Source organism: Streptomyces sp. NPDC051064, assembly GCF_044455985.1.
Lineage (GTDB): Bacteria > Actinomycetota > Actinomycetes > Streptomycetales > Streptomycetaceae > Streptomyces.
On record NZ_JBITFK010000003.1, the window covers coordinates 123,444 to 137,713 of the forward strand.

Here is a 14,270-nt window from a genome sequence, read left to right on the forward strand (position 1 = left end):
GCCCCGGCCCCGGAGGATCAGCCGAGGCCGCGGGCGTCCTGCTTGAGTGCGGTGTCCACGGTGAGTGCTGTCGCCACGACGAGGCTCAACAGCGGTTCGGGCAGCTGGTAGTGGATCTGCAGCACGTAGTTGTCCGCCGTGGTGAACATCGTCTTCGCCAAGCCCTCCCAGGTCTTGGTGATCCTGGCGATCTCGGCGTCGTTGTGGTCGACGATGGCGAAGTTCCACGCGCGCCAGTTCTCGGCCTTGATGGCGCCGATCTGCTGCCCGTCGACCATGATGGCGAAGTTGATCTTGCCGATGGCGTTCTGCTGGACGATCTCGCCCACGGGTCGTCCGTCCGGGCGCTGGACGACGACCCGGGACTTGATGAACTTCGCCGGGCGGGTGAGGAGCAGCTGCGGCTGCCCGTAGGCGTCGCGGATCTCCAGGCGGTGCGTGAGGTACTGGTCGACGCTGGAGACGAACCTGAGCACCTTGCGCACGGCGCTCTGGCCGACCTGGACGACCGAACCGAGGGTGTTGCCCTGCTGGTCGAAGACGCTGTACTCGTTGGTGAGCTCGATCAGCTTGGCCTTCTGGTTCACGACCAGGACCTGCTGGTTGAAGAGCGTGCCGCCGCCGGGTCCGGCCTGCTGGGGAACGGCCTGCTGGGGGGCGAACTGCTGGGCGGGCGCCTGCTGCTGCGGCACCGCGGAGTTCGACTGAGCGGCGTACGGGTGGGCGGCCTGGGGCTGAGCGGCCTGGGGCTGGACAGCCTGAGCGGCGGCCTGGGCCTGGGCGGGTGCCTGTCCCTGGGCCGGGTGCGTGTGCTCGGTCCACCGGGAGCCGTCCCAGTAGCGCAGCAGCTGGGGCGCGCCGTGAGGATCCGGATGCCAACCAGCAGGTACGTTCGATTGCGTCGTCACCGGGGCACACTATCCTGCCAATCTGTGAGGCCGACTCATTGAAGATTCACACACCCTCTACGATGGCGGCGATGACCGGAGCGAGTGTGTGGACCGACCGACGACGGAGCGGCAGAGGCCTGCCCGTCGCCCCGGTCTGGGCGCTGATGCTCGTGGCGGTGTTCTTCTGCTGCTCACCGGCGGCCACGGCCTCGCCCCGAGCCGAGGCACCTTCCGCGACGGCCGCGAGGGCCTTCACCCCGGTGCCCTCGGCTGCCGCGTCGGTCGTGGTGGCCGACGCCCCTGACGAACGCGGGATCGGCAGCTCCTGTCACGGAACGGCGGACCACTCGACGGCCGTCGTGCTGCCCGCCCATCCCTCTCCCGTCGCCCTGCCCTGCCCCTCGGCGGCGCTCCGGACCGCCCCGCTCACCGGCGCGGCGGCCATCCGGGGCCCCACCAACGACGGCGTGGGCGCTGTCGACCACCTGCGTCTTCAGGTCCAGCGGATCTAGGCCTCCGGATCCACCTCCCGCGCCGCCTCCGGCGCCCGGCAGGTGACTCGTCCGTGTGCCCGTTCCCCCGCGTGACGCGCCGTCCGCGCACGCGATCCGCCGAACCCGAGGACCAGACATGGCTTCCCCCAAGAACCAGAACACCCCCGCTGCCGCACGCCGCGCCAAGCTCGACGAGGCGCGCCGCAAGGAGCGGGCCCGTGAGCGTCGCAGCCGCATCATCACCATCACCGCGGCCGTCGTCGTGGTCGCCGGCCTCGTCGCCGGTGGCGGCTACCTGATGTCGGCCGCCGACGAGCAGGACAAGGCCGAGGAGCAGGCCAGGACGTCGCCCGTCACCGGTGAGAAGTCCTGGGACGACCTGACCCAGGACCACGTCGAGACACCCGTGGACTACCCGATGAACCCGCCCGTCGGCGGCAACCACAACCCGGTCTGGATGAACTGCGACGCCGACGTCTACACCGAGGCGATACCGAACGAGAACGCCGTCCACTCCCTGGAGCACGGCGCCGTCTGGGTCACGTACAACGACAAGGCGAAGGACGCGGACGTGAAGGCGCTGTCCGAGCGCGTAGCCAGGACGCCGTACTCCCTGATGAGCCCCGTGGCCGACCAGAAGGACCCGCTGACGCTCAGCGCCTGGGGCAAGCAGCTCACCGTGAAGAGCGCCACCGACGCCCGCGTCGCACAGTTCTTCACCAAGTACGTCCAGGGCGCGCAGACCCCTGAGCCGGGCGCCGCCTGCTCCGGCGGGGTCGCCAAGTGACCTCGTCCGCGCGCGTTCCCCGTTCGCTGGTGTGGTCGGGGGCCGCGGTGTTCGTCGTGGCCGTGGGGCTCGTGCTGCTGATGGTCGTACGGCCCTCGGTGGCCTCCTCGTCGGACTCCGGGGCGCCCGGCGCCGTCCCCGCGGAGAGTTCCGTCGACGTGGGGTTCGCCCGGGACATGTCGGTCCACCATCAGCAGGCGGTGGAGATGGCGTTCATCGTCCGGGACCGGTCCGAGGACGAGGACGTACGCCGCCTCGCGTACGACATCATCAACACGCAGGCCAATCAGCGGGGCATGATGCTGGGCTGGCTGGAGTCCTGGGGCCGGCCCAAGAGTTCGGACCGGCCGCCGATGGAGTGGATGGGCCACCCGGTCACCCCGTCCGACGGTTCCCTGATGCCGGGCATGGCGACGGACACCCAACTGGATGCCTTGCGCGCGGCCGAGGGCAGGGACGCGGAGGTGCGCTTCCTGCGGCTGATGACCGTCCACCACCGGGCGGGGGCCGACATGGCGCGGGCGGCCGCCGGTTCGGCGGGCACGGACGAGATCAGGGACCTGGCGGCCGGGATGGCCCGTGCCCAGGAGTCGGAGATCTCGCTGATGGCGGACATGCTCGAGGCCCGGGGTGCGCGGCCCTGAGCCCCCGGGCGGGCGACGGGCGGGCCCGGTGACACACGTCGCCGGACCCGCCCGCCCCCGCGAATTCACCTGGCGCCCACATCCCCCTCATGGACACGACACCGGGGCACCGCTCACCCGCCCGACACTTCCTGACGAGTCATGGACATGTCCCTCTCACGACAGGAACCATCCGTGCGCATGCACCGCTCCCCCTGGCCGGCGGCAGCCGCCCTCCTCGGCACGGCACTGATCACTCTGGTCCCGCTGTCCCCGGCGCGGGCACAGTCGCTGCCGTCCGTCGGCGCGACGGCCGAGACGGCCCCGCTCCACGACGACGAGGCGGGCGGCAACGCCGACGCCGACGACCCCGCGATCTGGCGCAACGACGCCGACCCCGGGCGCAGCCTGGTCGTCGCGACCGCCAAGGAGGGCGGGCTCCGGGTCTACGGTCTGGACGCGTCCCTGGTCCAGTCGGTCCCGGCACCGTCACCCGCGACGGAGGACGACGCTCCGGGCAGGTTCAACAACGTCGACCTCGTGACCGGGCTCCGCACCCCGTCCGGCCGCGCCGACGTGGCCGTGGTGAGCGACCGGGGCAACGACCGCCTCCGTGTCTACCGCGTCGACCCGTCGCAGCCAGGAGGCCCGCTGAAGGACGTCACGGACCCCGGCGCCGCCCCGGTCTTCTCGTCGGACCAGGCCGAGATCAACGAGCAGCGGACGGCCTACGGACTCGCGACCTGGCAGGACCGCTCCTCCGGGCGGTCGTACGCACTCGTCAGCCGCCGCAACACCACGGACCTCGCGCTGCTGGAGCTGAGGCCGACGGCGACGGGCACGGTGGGCTACCGGAAGGTGCGCACCTTCTCGCTCCCCTCGTCCTTCCGGCTCCCGGACGGCACGTCGTGGACGCCGTGCGGCGAGCCGGGCGAGCTGCCCCAGGTCGAGGGCATGGTCGTCGACCCGGACGACGGCACGCTCTACGCCGGACAGGAGGACGTCGGTATCTGGCGGCTGCCGGCCTCGCTCACCGGGCGCCCGGTCCTGGTGGACAAGGTCCGGGAGTACGGCGTCCCCGGGACGTACGACCCGGAGACCGAGGAGTGCGCCCCCGGCGCCGACCCGGGCTTCGGCGGCAAGCGGCTGGCGGCCGACGTGGAGGGCCTGACCCTCTTCCGCGAGTCCGGCGGCGACGGCTACCTCATGGCGTCCGGTCAGGGTGACAACAGCTTCGCGCTGTACGACCGCGAGGTCTCCGAGGACAACGAGTACGAGGGCGGCTTCCGCGTCACCGCCGTGTCGGCGGACCTCGACGGCAGCGAGGAGTGCGACGGTGCCTCGGTGATCGACGCGCCGCTGGGCTCCCGTTACCCGCGCGGGCTGCTCGTGGTCCAGGACGGGCACGAGACGTCCGCGTCGGGCAGCGAGGAGGGCCGGGACGCGACCGGCTTCAAGTTCGTCGACCTGGGCGCGGTGACGGACGCGGCGGACATGTAGCGCACGGGCCCGGCCTCGTACCGCGAGCCGTGCGCGGAGGGGCATCGCATAGGCTCGGCGACGATATGAAGAGCTACCTCACGCCCTTGGGGTCCAAGGCCGACAAGGACACCGTGCGGCGCCACAACCTGAGCCTCGTGCTGCGCGCCGTGCGGGACGAGGGCGAGGCCGGCGAGGCGACCCGGGCCGGAGTGTCGGCCCGGGTCGGGCTCACCCGTGCCGCGGTGTCCTCCCTGGTCGAGCAGCTGCTGGACAGCGGCTTCGTGACCGAGTCGGGCAAGATGTTCAGCGGTCAGGCCGGGCGCCCCGGTACGGCCCTGAAGGTGGCGCGCACCGGGCCGGCCGGACTCGGCGTGGAGATCAACATCGACTACGTGTCGGTGTGCGTCGTGGATCTGGCGGGCACCGGCCGGGTGCGGCAGACCGAGCACCTCGACAACCGTGGGGCCCCGCCGGAAGAGGTCCTGGCCCGGGCGGCGGCGATCGCCGCCCGCACGCTGGACTCGGCGCGGGAGCAGGATCTGTACCCGGTCGGCACGGCGCTGGCGCTGCCGGGGCTCGTCTCGAACGGTTCGGTGCGCCAGGCGCCGAACCTGGGCTGGAACGAGGTCGCCGCCGAGGAGCTGTTCGCGGAGGCGCTCGCCGGACTGCGTCCCGGCACGGCGCCTCTGCCGGTGCGCTCGGAGAACGAGGCGAATCTCGCGGCGTTGGCCGAGCTGTGGTTCGGCGGACTCGAGGCGGTCCGCAGTTTCCTCTATCTGACGGGCGAGATCGGTGTCGGCGGAGCCCTGGTGCTCGACGGCGAACTGCTGCGCGGCGCCCACGGTTTCGCCGGGGAGATCGGGCACGTCGTGGTGGACCCCGCGGGCCCGGAGTGCCGCTGCGGCTCGCGCGGCTGCCTGGAGCAGTACGCCGGCCAGTCGGCTCTGCTCCGCGCGGCCGGCATCGACGAGGCCGCGGGCGGGGCGGCCGGAGTGATGGAGCTGGAGCGCCGGGCGCGGGCCGGTGACCCGGTGGCGCTGGCCGCCGTGGCCGACGCCGGCCGGATGCTGGGGCAGGTGCTGTCCGGCGCGGTCAATCTGTTCGACCCGGACGCGGTGGTGCTCGGCGGGATATACCGCGGGCTGATGCCGTGGCTCTCGCCCCCTGCCGACGAGGAGCTGACGGGCCGCGTGGTGTCCGGCCTGTGGTCCCGGGGCGGCGGCAGACTGCGCGCGTCGTCCGTCGCCGGTGACGCGGCGCGGGGCGCGGCGGCGCTGGTGGTGCAGGACGTGCTGGCGGACCCGGTGGCGTACGCCGGGCCCGCGCCGGTGGATGTCTGACAGCGGGTCCCGCTGGGCCGGGGCGCCCGGTGGTGGTGTGTCGGGTGCCCCGGGGGTGGGTCAGCGGACGCCGAGGAGGTGTTCCATGGCGAGCTGGTCGAGGGCTTCGAAGGCCATGGAGCGTTCGGCTGCGGCGGTCGCGTCGAAGTCTTCGTAGGCGGACGTGTCGGCCAGGAGTGCCTTGAGGCCGTCGGCGGCGGTGGCCTGGGCGAGCTCGTTCAGGCGGGAGGCGGTCAGGGCCTCCTGGACGGCGGGGTCGGCGCGGAAGGCGAGGGCGCGCTCCTTGAGGATGAGGTAGTTGCGCATGCAGTTCTTCGCGGACTCCCACACCCCGTCGATGCCGTCGGTGCGTACGGGCTTGAAGTCGAAGTGCAGGGACCCGGTGTAGTCGGAGGTCTCGAGCAGGTCGACGAGCCAGAACGCCTGGCGCAGGTCGCCGGCGCCGAAGCGGAAGTCCTGGTCGTACTTGATGCCGGACTGGCCGTTGAGGTCGATGTGGAAGAGCTTGCCGGCCCACAGGGCCTGGGCGATGCCGTGGGGGAAGTTCAGTCCGGCCATCTGCTCGTGGCCGGTCTCCGGGTTCACGCCGACCATCTCGGGGCGCTCGAGGCGCTCGATGAAGGCCAGCGCGTGCCCGATCGTGGGCAGGAGGATGTCACCGCGGGGCTCGTTGGGCTTGGGCTCGATCGCGAAGCGCAGGTCGTAGCCCTGCTCGGTGACGTAGTCGCCCAGCAGGTCGAAGGCCTCCTTCATCCGGTCCAGGGCCACGCGCACGTCCTTGGCGCCGCCGGACTCCGCGCCCTCGCGCCCGCCCCAGGCGACGTAGGTGGTGGCGCCGAGCTCCGCGGCCAGGTCGATGTTGCGCATGACCTTGCGCAGCGCGAAACGGCGTACGTCACGGTCGTTGGAGGTGAACCCGCCGTCCTTGAACACCGGGTGCGTGAACAGGTTGGTCGTGGCCATCGGGACCTTCATCCCGGTGCGCTCCAGCGCGTCCTTGAACCGGCCGATCAGCCGGGCACGCTCGGTCTCGGAGGACCCGAACGGGATCAGGTCGTCGTCGTGGAACGTCACCCCGTGCGCACCGAGCTCCGCGAGCCGTTCCACGGACTCGACCGGGTCCAGCGCGGGACGCGTCGGCTCACCGAACGGGTCGTTGCCACGCCAGCCCACGGTCCACAGACCGAAGGTGAACCTGTCCGCGGGAGTGGGAGTGAAGCGATCCGTCATGATGTGTCCGCCTTCGCCTGCCTGGGGTCCGGAGCCGTCGCCAGTACCCCGAACCTATTTGTTCACTGACATGATTAATTATGCACACGGTACCGGATGGACGTAACCCCCCTGAAGGCGAAACGGGGGCCGCCTCTGTTCCGGACACCGTCGATCACGTAATTTGTTTGTCGCACTCCCAAAACCCGCACCGCCGGAAACCGCACGAGAAGAGGTAGCCCATGCCGCCGCGTACCGTCGTCATCGGCGTGGACAGCTCCACCCAGTCCACGAAGGCTGCAGTCACCGACACCGAGACCGGTGAGCTGCTGGCCGTCGGCCGCGCCCAGCACGTCGTCACAGGCGAGGGCGGGGCGCGCGAGACCGACCCCGAGGTCTGGTGGCGGGCGCTGTGCGACGCCGTGGCGGCCGGGCTCAAGGAGTCCGGCCTCTCCGCGTCCTCCGTCATCGGCATCGCCGTCGCGGGACAGCAGCACGGACTCGTGGCCCTCGACCGGGCCGGCCGCCCGCTGCGCCCCGCGCTCCTCTGGAACGACACCCGCTCCGCGCCCCAGGCCGCCGCGCTCGTCACCGAGCTGGGCGGCCCCGAGGCGTGGACCGCGCGCACGGGCACGGTGCCCGTCGCCTCCATGACCGCGACGAAGTGGCGGTGGCTGCGCGAGAACGACCCGTCGAACGCCGAGGCGACGGCCGCCGTGCGCCTGCCCCACGACTTCCTCACGGAGCGGCTCGCGGGCGTCGCCGCGACGGACCCGGGCGACGCGTCGGGCACGTGCTGGTACTCCACCGCCACGGGCGCCTACGACCCGGAGCTGCTGGACCGGCTCGGTCTGGACCTCTCCATGCTGCCCGAGGTGGCGGCGACGGGCGGGACCCGGATCGGCTCCCTGACCGAGGCCGCGGCGGAGGCGCTCGGCCTGCCGGCCGGGATCGCCGTCGCGGCCGGCACCGGTGACAACATGAGCGCCGCGGTGGGTCTCGGCCTGGGCGGTGCGGGGCTGCTGGACCATCCGGTCCTGAGCCTCGGCACCTCGGGTACGGTCTTCGCCGCCTCCCGGACCCGCCCGGCGTCCACGGCCCTCTCCGGCTTCGCCGCCGCCGACGGTACGTACCTCCCGCTGGCCTGCACCCTCAACTGCACCCTGGCCGTCGACAAGGTGGCCTCCCTGCTGGGGCTGCACCGCGACGACGCGACGCCCGGCGGCGAGGCGGTCCTCCTCCCGTACCTGGACGGGGAGCGGACCCCTGACCTGCCCACGTCCTCCGGGCTCCTCACCGGGCTCCGGCACGACACCACACCGCAGCAGCTGTTGGGCGCGGCGTACGAGGGCGCGGCCTTCACCGTGCTGCGGGCACTCGACGAACTCCTGCGGGCCTGCGGCCTCGACCCGGACGACCCCGAGGTCGCGGGCCGGCCACTGCGGCTGATCGGCGGCGGCGCCCAGGGCCGCACATGGGTCGAGACCGTGCGCCGGCTCTCCGGACGGCCCCTGATCGTGCCGGGCAGCGGCGAACTGGTCGCGCTGGGTGCGGCCGCGCTGGCCGCCTCCGCGGCGGGCGGCGGCGACCCGGTCGCCATCGCGACGCGCTGGAACGCCAAGTCGGACGACGCCGAACTCCCGCCCGTGGAACGGGACACCGAGACCTGGGAGCGCGTCGGTTCGGTGCTGGACAAGGCCGCGGAACCCCTGCTCGGCGGATGAGGCAAGCCCCGAAATCGCGTCCGGCGCACGCGTTTTGGGGATGACCGCGGATCTTCAATAGGATCCGGCGATGATCATAAGAAAACGGCTGACGGCCGGGGTGTGCGTCCTGCTCGCCACCCTGGCCGCCGGGCCCGGCACCGCCCTCCCGGCCGCCGCAGACGAACCCTCCACCGCCGCATCGCCCAAGGTCGAACTGGTCCTTGACGTCAGCGGCTCCATGCGCACCCGCGACATCGACGGCGAGTCCCGCATATCCGCCGCCAAGCAGGCGTTCAACGACGTCCTGGACGCGGTGCCCGAGGAGGTGGAGCTCGGCATCCGTACGCTCGGCGCCGACTACCCGGGCGACGACCGGAAGGTCGGCTGCAAGGACACCAAGCAGCTCTACCCGGTCGGCCCGCTCGACCGCACCGAGGCCAAGACGGCCGTCGCCACCCTGGCGCCGACCGGCTGGACCCCGATCGGGCCCGCCCTGCTGGGCGCCGCCGACGACCTCGATGGCGGGGACGCCACCCGGCGGATCGTCCTGATCACCGACGGCGAGGACACCTGCGGCCCGCTCGACCCGTGCGAGGTCGCGCGCGACATCGCCGCCCGGGGGATCCACCTGGTCATCGACACGCTGGGCCTGGTGCCGAACGCCAAGATCCGGCAGCAGCTGACCTGCATCGCCGAGGCCACCGGCGGTACCTACACGGCGGTCCAGCACACCGATGAACTCTCGGGACGTGTCAAGCAGTTGGTGGACCGTGCCGCGGAGCCCGTCATCACCCCCGTGGCCACCGAGGGTGCGGGCAGCTGCTCCGCGGCCCCGGAGCTGAAGGCCGGGCTCTACACGGACCGCCAGGAGATCGGCAAGCACCGCTGGTACCGGGTGGACGTCCTGCCCGGCCAGGAACTGCGCGCCTCGGTGAGCGTGGCGGCGGACCGCGCCGTGAACGACGACTACGGGGTCCTGCTGCGCGCGGTGACCACCCACGGCCGCGAGATCGTCCGGGGCTCGGAGTCCGGAACGGGGCGCACGGACGCCGTCTCCACCGGGCTGCGGTACCCGAAGCCCGACCAGGACGACGCGGACGACACGGACGTGAAGCCCGCCGCCGAGGCCGTCTGCCTCCAGCTCAGCAACTCCTTCTCGGCACCCCCGTCCGTGAAGACCACTCCCGGCATGCCCGTCGAACTCACCATCGACGTCGTGGACGCCTCCGACGACGCCTCCGACGTCGCCGCCTTCGGCCTGGGCCGTGGCTGGTGGCTGCTGGGCGTCATGGTGCTGACCGGACTGATCGCGGGTCTGCTGTTCGGCTGGATCTCGCGCTGGCGCGTTGCCGTATGGAGGACCAACTGATGCGTACCACCGGCAGAACCACCTTCGGACGCGCGTGTGCGGGAGCGCTGCTGGCCGCCGTCACCCTGCTGACCTCGGCGGGCGGCGCCGTCGCCGACGACCCGTCCGCGAGCGCGAGCCCCGCGGAGGACGGGACGGCGGGACCGACCGAGGCCGGCACCACCTTCCGCACCGCCACGGCGATGCGCCAGGAACAGACGGCCACCGCCGACGCGTCCACGGGTGACTACCTCTACTGGTCGTTCCCGGCGGACTCGGGCCAACGCCCCACCGTCCGCGCGAAGGTGAGCCTTCCGGAGAGCGCCACCCGGCACGGCGCGTCGACCTGGCAGGTCGACGTCTACGACGGGCTCCGCCGCAGGCAGGCCTGCATGTACGGCCACCAGACCAGGAAGGCGGCACCGGACGCGGGCACCGTCGAGCTGTCCTGTGTGCTGCGTACGGTCCGCGCCTGGTCCGAGCCGTGGGCGTCCGACCCTCTGCCCGGCACCTACTACGTACGCCTGACGGTGGTCGGTCTGGCCGAGGAAGACCTCGGTCTGCCGGTCCACGTCGAGACCGAGGTCACCTCCGACGGCCAGGGCGGCGCCCACGACGTCGGCGGCTCCCTCGCCGAGCCCCTGGTGCCGGGCGTCTCCGTCGCCTCCGCGCAGGGCGGCGCCCCGGCCGCCGGCGAGCCGGAGGACGGCTGGTCCTCCGGATGGTGGACCGACCGCTGGCTGTGGACCGTCGGCGGAGGCGTACTCGCGGCGCTGGCCGCGGTGTTCGGCTACGGCCTCACCCGCGGCGGCGGCCGTCCTTCCCGGGTGCCGCCGGGGGTCTGATCGCGCAGCACCGGATCCGAGGGCCGCAGGACACCGCCTGCGGCCCTCGGGCACACCGGGCCCCGGCACCGAAGACCCCTCTCGAACCCATGGCCGACTGGCATTAGGCTCTGCAACTCACGTACTGCACAAGGCAGATGACGGGAGTTGCCCATGTCCACGGAAACCGGCGCGGCCCTCGACGCCGAACCGCGCGGTCACCGGCTCGTCCAGGGGCCGAGGGGCCTCCCCCTGCTGGGGAGCCTGCCCCAGTTCGGCAAGGACCCCCTGGCCTTCTTCGAACGGCTGCGAGGGTACGGGGACATGGTCCGCTGGCGCTTCGGCCGGCACGACTGCGTCTTCATCGCCGATCCCGAGTGCATCGGGGAGCTGCTCACCGAGACGGAACGCACCTTCGACCAGCCGCTGCTGGGCATCGCCTTCCGTACGGTCATGGGCAACGGCGTCGTCGTCGCGCGCGGCACCGACTGGCGGCGCAAGCGGTCACTGGTGCAGCCCTCGGTGCGGCCCAAGCAGGTGAAGTCGTACGCCTCCACGATGACGGCGTGCGCGGTGGAGCTGGCCGACACCTGGTCGGGCGGTGAACGCGTCGACATCAAGCGGGAGATGGCGGCCCTGACGCAGAAGATCGCCGTCCGCACCATCTTCGGGGTGGACACACCGGCCGACGCGGAGTCGATGGGCCGCGCGATGGACATCGCCCAGCAGGAGATCGGCAAGGAGTTCAGCGGCCTCGGCGCCGTCCTGCCCGACTGGGTGCCCACACCCGGACGGGCCAGGATCAAGAAGGCCGCGGCGGTGATCGACGCGGAGGTCGGTCGCGTGGTGGCCCGGCACCGGGACGGTGACGGGGAACGCCCCGACCTGCTGAGCCGGCTGCTGACCGCCGTGGACGAGACCGGGGCGCACCTCTCCGACCAGGAGATCCGCGACGAGACGGTCACCCTCTACATCGGTGGCCACGAGACGACCAGTTCCACGCTGGTGTGGGCCTGGTACCTGCTCTCCCGCACTCCGCACGCCCTGGCGGCGCTCACCGAGGAGCTGGACCGGGTCCTCGGCGACCGCGAGCCGGGGATCGACGACTACGCCCGACTGCCGTACGCCCAGGCGGTGGTGAAGGAGACCCTCCGGCTGTATCCGACGATCTGGCTGGTCACCGGGATCGCCAAGGAGGGGGCCCGGATCGGCGGCGTGCCGATGCCGGAGGGCACGCGGGTGTGGAGCAGCCAGTGGGCCACCCACCGGGACGAGCGGTGGTTCCCTGAGCCCGAGGCGTTCCGCCCGGAGCGCTGGGACGCGGAGGCCGTGGACGAGATCCCTGAGTACGCCTGGTTCCCGTTCGGCGGGGGGCCCCGGGTCTGCCTCGGTACGCGCTTCGCGATGGTGGAGTCGGTGCTGATCCTCGCCGTCCTTGCGCGCCGGTTCCAGCTGGAGGTGGACCCGGGGCCCGTCGGTCCCGTACCGACGCTGACCCTGCAGCCCGACCGGGAGGTCATGGCGACCGTACGGGCGCGCTGACCGCCCCGACGGGTGAAGCCGGGCGCGAACACTTGACCTCAAGTTTGCTTGAGGTCCTAGCGTGCCACGCATACCGACCGACTTTCCCGGAGGCACCGCATGGACATGGAAGTCACCGCGTGGCATTCACTGCACAGCACTGTGAACGCCCAGAAGGATCACAGACCCTTCTCCAAGGCCACCCTGCGCCGCATCGGGAGGTTCGCCCGGCCGCATCGGAACAGGATCCTCCGCTTCCTGCTCCTCAGCGTGGTCACCGCGCTGCTGGCGGTGGCCACACCCGTGCTCGCCGGGTGGGTCGTCAACGCGATCGTGCGGGGCGAGGACGGCGGAACGGTCGCCCGGCTCGCCCTGCTGATCGCCCTGATCGCCGTGGCGGAGGCAGGACTCGGACTCCTCACCCGGTGGCTGTCGGCGACCCTCGGCGAGGGGCTGATCCTCGATCTGCGCACCGCCGTCTTCGACCACGTCCAGCGGATGCCCGTCGCCTTCTTCACCCGCACCAGGACCGGTGCGCTGGTCAGCCGGCTCAACAATGACGTGATCGGCGCCCAGCGGGCGTTCAGCAACACGCTCTCCGGTGTCGTCTCCAACCTCGTCACGCTGCTGCTGACCCTGGCCGTGATGCTCACGATCTCCTGGCAGATCACTCTGCTCGCCCTGGTGCTGCTGCCGGTGTTCGTCGTACCCGCCCGCCGGATGGGTGCCCGGATGGCCGATCTCCAGCGGGAGGCCGCCGGTCACAACGCCACCATGGGCACCCAGATGACCGAGCGCTTCTCGGCGCCGGGCGCGACGCTCATCAAGCTCTTCGGACGGCCCGCCGACGAGTCCGCCGAATTCGCCTCACGGGCGAGCCGGGTGCGTGACATCGGCATCCGTACGGCGATGCTGCAGTCCACCTTCATCACGGCGCTCACCCTGGTCTCGGCACTGGCCCTCGCGCTGGTCTACGGGCTCGGTGGCTACTACGCGCTGCGCGGCAGCCTGGAGCCGGGGGCGGTCGTCGCACTGGCCCTGCTCCTCACCCGGCTCTACGCACCGCTGACCGCGCTGGCAGGTGCCCGGGTCGAGGTGATGAGCGCCCTGGTCAGCTTCGAGCGGGTCTTCGAGATCCTCGACCTGAAGCCGCTGATCACCGAGAAGCCCGACGCCCGCCGGGTGCCGGACGGGCCGGTCTCCGTGGAGTTCGACGGGGTCTCCTTCGGCTACCCCACCGCCGACAAGGTCTCCCTCGCCTCGCTCGAAGAGGTCGCCACACTCGACTCCGGGGGCGGCGCACAGGTGCTGCACGACGTCTCCTTCACGGCCGAGCCGGGCCGTATGGTCGCGCTCGTGGGCTCGTCCGGAGCCGGGAAGTCGACGATCGCGCAGCTCCTCCCCCGGCTGTACGACGCCGACGCGGGCGCCGTGCGGCTGAACGGGGTGGACGTACGCGATCTGACGGCCGATTCGATCCGGGAGACGCTCGGCATGGTCACCCAGGACGGGCACCTCTTCCACGAGTCGGTGCGCGCCAATCTGCTGCTCGCCCGGCCGGAGGCCACCGAGGAGGAGATCTGGGACGCGCTGCGCCGCTCCCGCCTGGACGGCCTGGTGGCGTCGCTGCCCGAGGGACTGGACACCGTGGTCGGCGAGCGCGGCTACCGGCTCTCCGGCGGCGAACGCCAGCGGCTCACCATCGCCCGGCTGCTGCTGGCCAGTCAGCGGGTCGTGATCCTCGACGAGGCGACCGCCCACCTGGACTCCACCTCGGAGGCGGCCGTCCAGGAGGCACTGGCCGAGGCCCTGGAGGGCCGCACGGCCGTGGTCATCGCCCACCGGCTGTCGACGGTGCGGGCGGCGGATCTGATCCTGGTGGTCGAGGAGGGCAGGGTCGTCGAGCGAGGCACGCACGAGGAACTGCTGGCCGCCGGAGGGCGGTACGAGCAGCTGCACCGCACGCAGTTCGAGCGGCCGGGAGACGCGGAGGCCCACGCGCTGCGCTGACCGGCGGGCAGCACACCGCCCCGCCCGCCCTCCGGC

General features: G+C 72.1%; 12 protein-coding genes. 10 read left to right on the forward strand and 2 right to left on the reverse strand.

The genetic code is table 11. The features are described from left to right. Positions 1-17: 17 nt before the first annotated feature. The gene (locus tag ACIBCU_RS12485; RefSeq protein WP_399231046.1) at positions 18-908 is read right to left on the reverse strand and encodes a phospholipid scramblase-related protein; all 891 of its coding nucleotides are present in this window, start codon (positions 906-908) and stop codon (positions 18-20) included. 62 nt (positions 909-970) lie between these two features. Between ACIBCU_RS12485 and ACIBCU_RS12490 the strand changes: the two genes are divergently transcribed. From ACIBCU_RS12490 to ACIBCU_RS12510, 5 genes are all read left to right on the forward strand, one after another. Then, positions 971-1,402, forward strand: coding sequence for a hypothetical protein (locus ACIBCU_RS12490; protein WP_362940118.1), 432 nt, complete (start codon positions 971-973; stop codon positions 1,400-1,402). Between the two features lie 118 nt (positions 1,403-1,520). Further along, on the forward strand, positions 1,521-2,171 hold the full coding sequence (locus ACIBCU_RS12495) for a DUF3105 domain-containing protein (RefSeq protein ID WP_362940115.1): 651 nt from the start codon (positions 1,521-1,523) through the stop codon (positions 2,169-2,171). A gap of 80 nt (positions 2,172-2,251) precedes the next feature. Beyond that, positions 2,252-2,815, forward strand: a complete 564-nt coding sequence (locus ACIBCU_RS12500) for a DUF305 domain-containing protein (protein WP_399231676.1) — start codon at positions 2,252-2,254, stop codon at positions 2,813-2,815. A gap of 180 nt (positions 2,816-2,995) precedes the next feature. After that, the gene (locus tag ACIBCU_RS12505; protein WP_399231049.1) at positions 2,996-4,294 is read left to right on the forward strand and encodes a phytase; all 1,299 of its coding nucleotides are present in this window, start codon (positions 2,996-2,998) and stop codon (positions 4,292-4,294) included. A gap of 65 nt (positions 4,295-4,359) precedes the next feature. Continuing rightward, the gene (locus ACIBCU_RS12510; protein ID WP_399231051.1) at positions 4,360-5,616 is read left to right on the forward strand and encodes an ROK family protein; all 1,257 of its coding nucleotides are present in this window, start codon (positions 4,360-4,362) and stop codon (positions 5,614-5,616) included. Positions 5,617-5,676: 60 nt separating this feature from the next. Here ACIBCU_RS12510 and xylA read toward each other — a convergent pair whose 3' ends face one another. Then, a complete protein-coding gene (xylA, locus tag ACIBCU_RS12515) occupies positions 5,677-6,846 on the reverse strand; it encodes a xylose isomerase (RefSeq protein ID WP_399231053.1) in 1,170 nt (389 codons plus the stop codon). A gap of 221 nt (positions 6,847-7,067) precedes the next feature. Here xylA and xylB point away from each other — a divergent pair, with 221 nt between their 5' ends. The 5 genes from xylB (at position 7,068) to ACIBCU_RS12540 (ending at position 14,234) form a co-directional block, all read left to right on the forward strand. Then, a complete protein-coding gene (xylB, locus tag ACIBCU_RS12520) occupies positions 7,068-8,549 on the forward strand; it encodes a xylulokinase (RefSeq protein ID WP_399231055.1) in 1,482 nt (493 codons plus the stop codon). Between the two features lie 70 nt (positions 8,550-8,619). Continuing rightward, positions 8,620-9,900, forward strand: a complete 1,281-nt coding sequence (locus ACIBCU_RS12525; RefSeq protein ID WP_399231057.1) for a VWA domain-containing protein — start codon at positions 8,620-8,622, stop codon at positions 9,898-9,900. Further along, entirely contained in the window at positions 9,900-10,724 is an 825-nt protein-coding gene (locus ACIBCU_RS12530; protein ID WP_399231058.1) for a hypothetical protein, read from the forward strand. The genes ACIBCU_RS12525 and ACIBCU_RS12530 overlap by 1 nt, the downstream gene beginning before the upstream one ends. A 153-nt stretch (positions 10,725-10,877) precedes the next feature. After that, complete coding sequence (locus tag ACIBCU_RS12535; protein ID WP_399231060.1) at positions 10,878-12,245, forward strand: cytochrome P450; 1,368 nt, start codon at positions 10,878-10,880, stop codon at positions 12,243-12,245. Between the two features lie 99 nt (positions 12,246-12,344). Then, the gene (locus ACIBCU_RS12540; RefSeq protein WP_399231062.1) at positions 12,345-14,234 is read left to right on the forward strand and encodes an ABC transporter ATP-binding protein; all 1,890 of its coding nucleotides are present in this window, start codon (positions 12,345-12,347) and stop codon (positions 14,232-14,234) included. Positions 14,235-14,270 lie beyond the last annotated feature (36 nt).

Bases quoted from the DNA above. Each gene is read 5' to 3' on its own strand.
- ACIBCU_RS12490 (WP_362940118.1), top strand. From the start codon at position 971: ATGGCGGCGATGACCGGAGCGAGTGTGTGGACCGACCGACGACGGAGC.
- ACIBCU_RS12495 (WP_362940115.1), top strand. From the start codon at position 1,521: ATGGCTTCCCCCAAGAACCAGAACACCCCCGCTGCCGCACGCCGCGCC.
- ACIBCU_RS12500 (WP_399231676.1), top strand. From the start codon at position 2,252: ATGGTCGTACGGCCCTCGGTGGCCTCCTCGTCGGACTCCGGGGCGCCC.
- ACIBCU_RS12505 (WP_399231049.1), top strand. From the start codon at position 2,996: ATGCACCGCTCCCCCTGGCCGGCGGCAGCCGCCCTCCTCGGCACGGCA.
- ACIBCU_RS12510 (WP_399231051.1), top strand. From the start codon at position 4,360: ATGAAGAGCTACCTCACGCCCTTGGGGTCCAAGGCCGACAAGGACACC.
- xylA (WP_399231053.1), bottom strand. From the start codon at position 6,846: ATGACGGATCGCTTCACTCCCACTCCCGCGGACAGGTTCACCTTCGGT.
- xylB (WP_399231055.1), top strand. From the start codon at position 7,068: ATGCCGCCGCGTACCGTCGTCATCGGCGTGGACAGCTCCACCCAGTCC.
- ACIBCU_RS12525 (WP_399231057.1), top strand. From the start codon at position 8,620: ATGATCATAAGAAAACGGCTGACGGCCGGGGTGTGCGTCCTGCTCGCC.
- ACIBCU_RS12530 (WP_399231058.1), top strand. From the start codon at position 9,900: ATGCGTACCACCGGCAGAACCACCTTCGGACGCGCGTGTGCGGGAGCG.
- ACIBCU_RS12535 (WP_399231060.1), top strand. From the start codon at position 10,878: ATGTCCACGGAAACCGGCGCGGCCCTCGACGCCGAACCGCGCGGTCAC.
- ACIBCU_RS12540 (WP_399231062.1), top strand. From the start codon at position 12,345: ATGGACATGGAAGTCACCGCGTGGCATTCACTGCACAGCACTGTGAAC.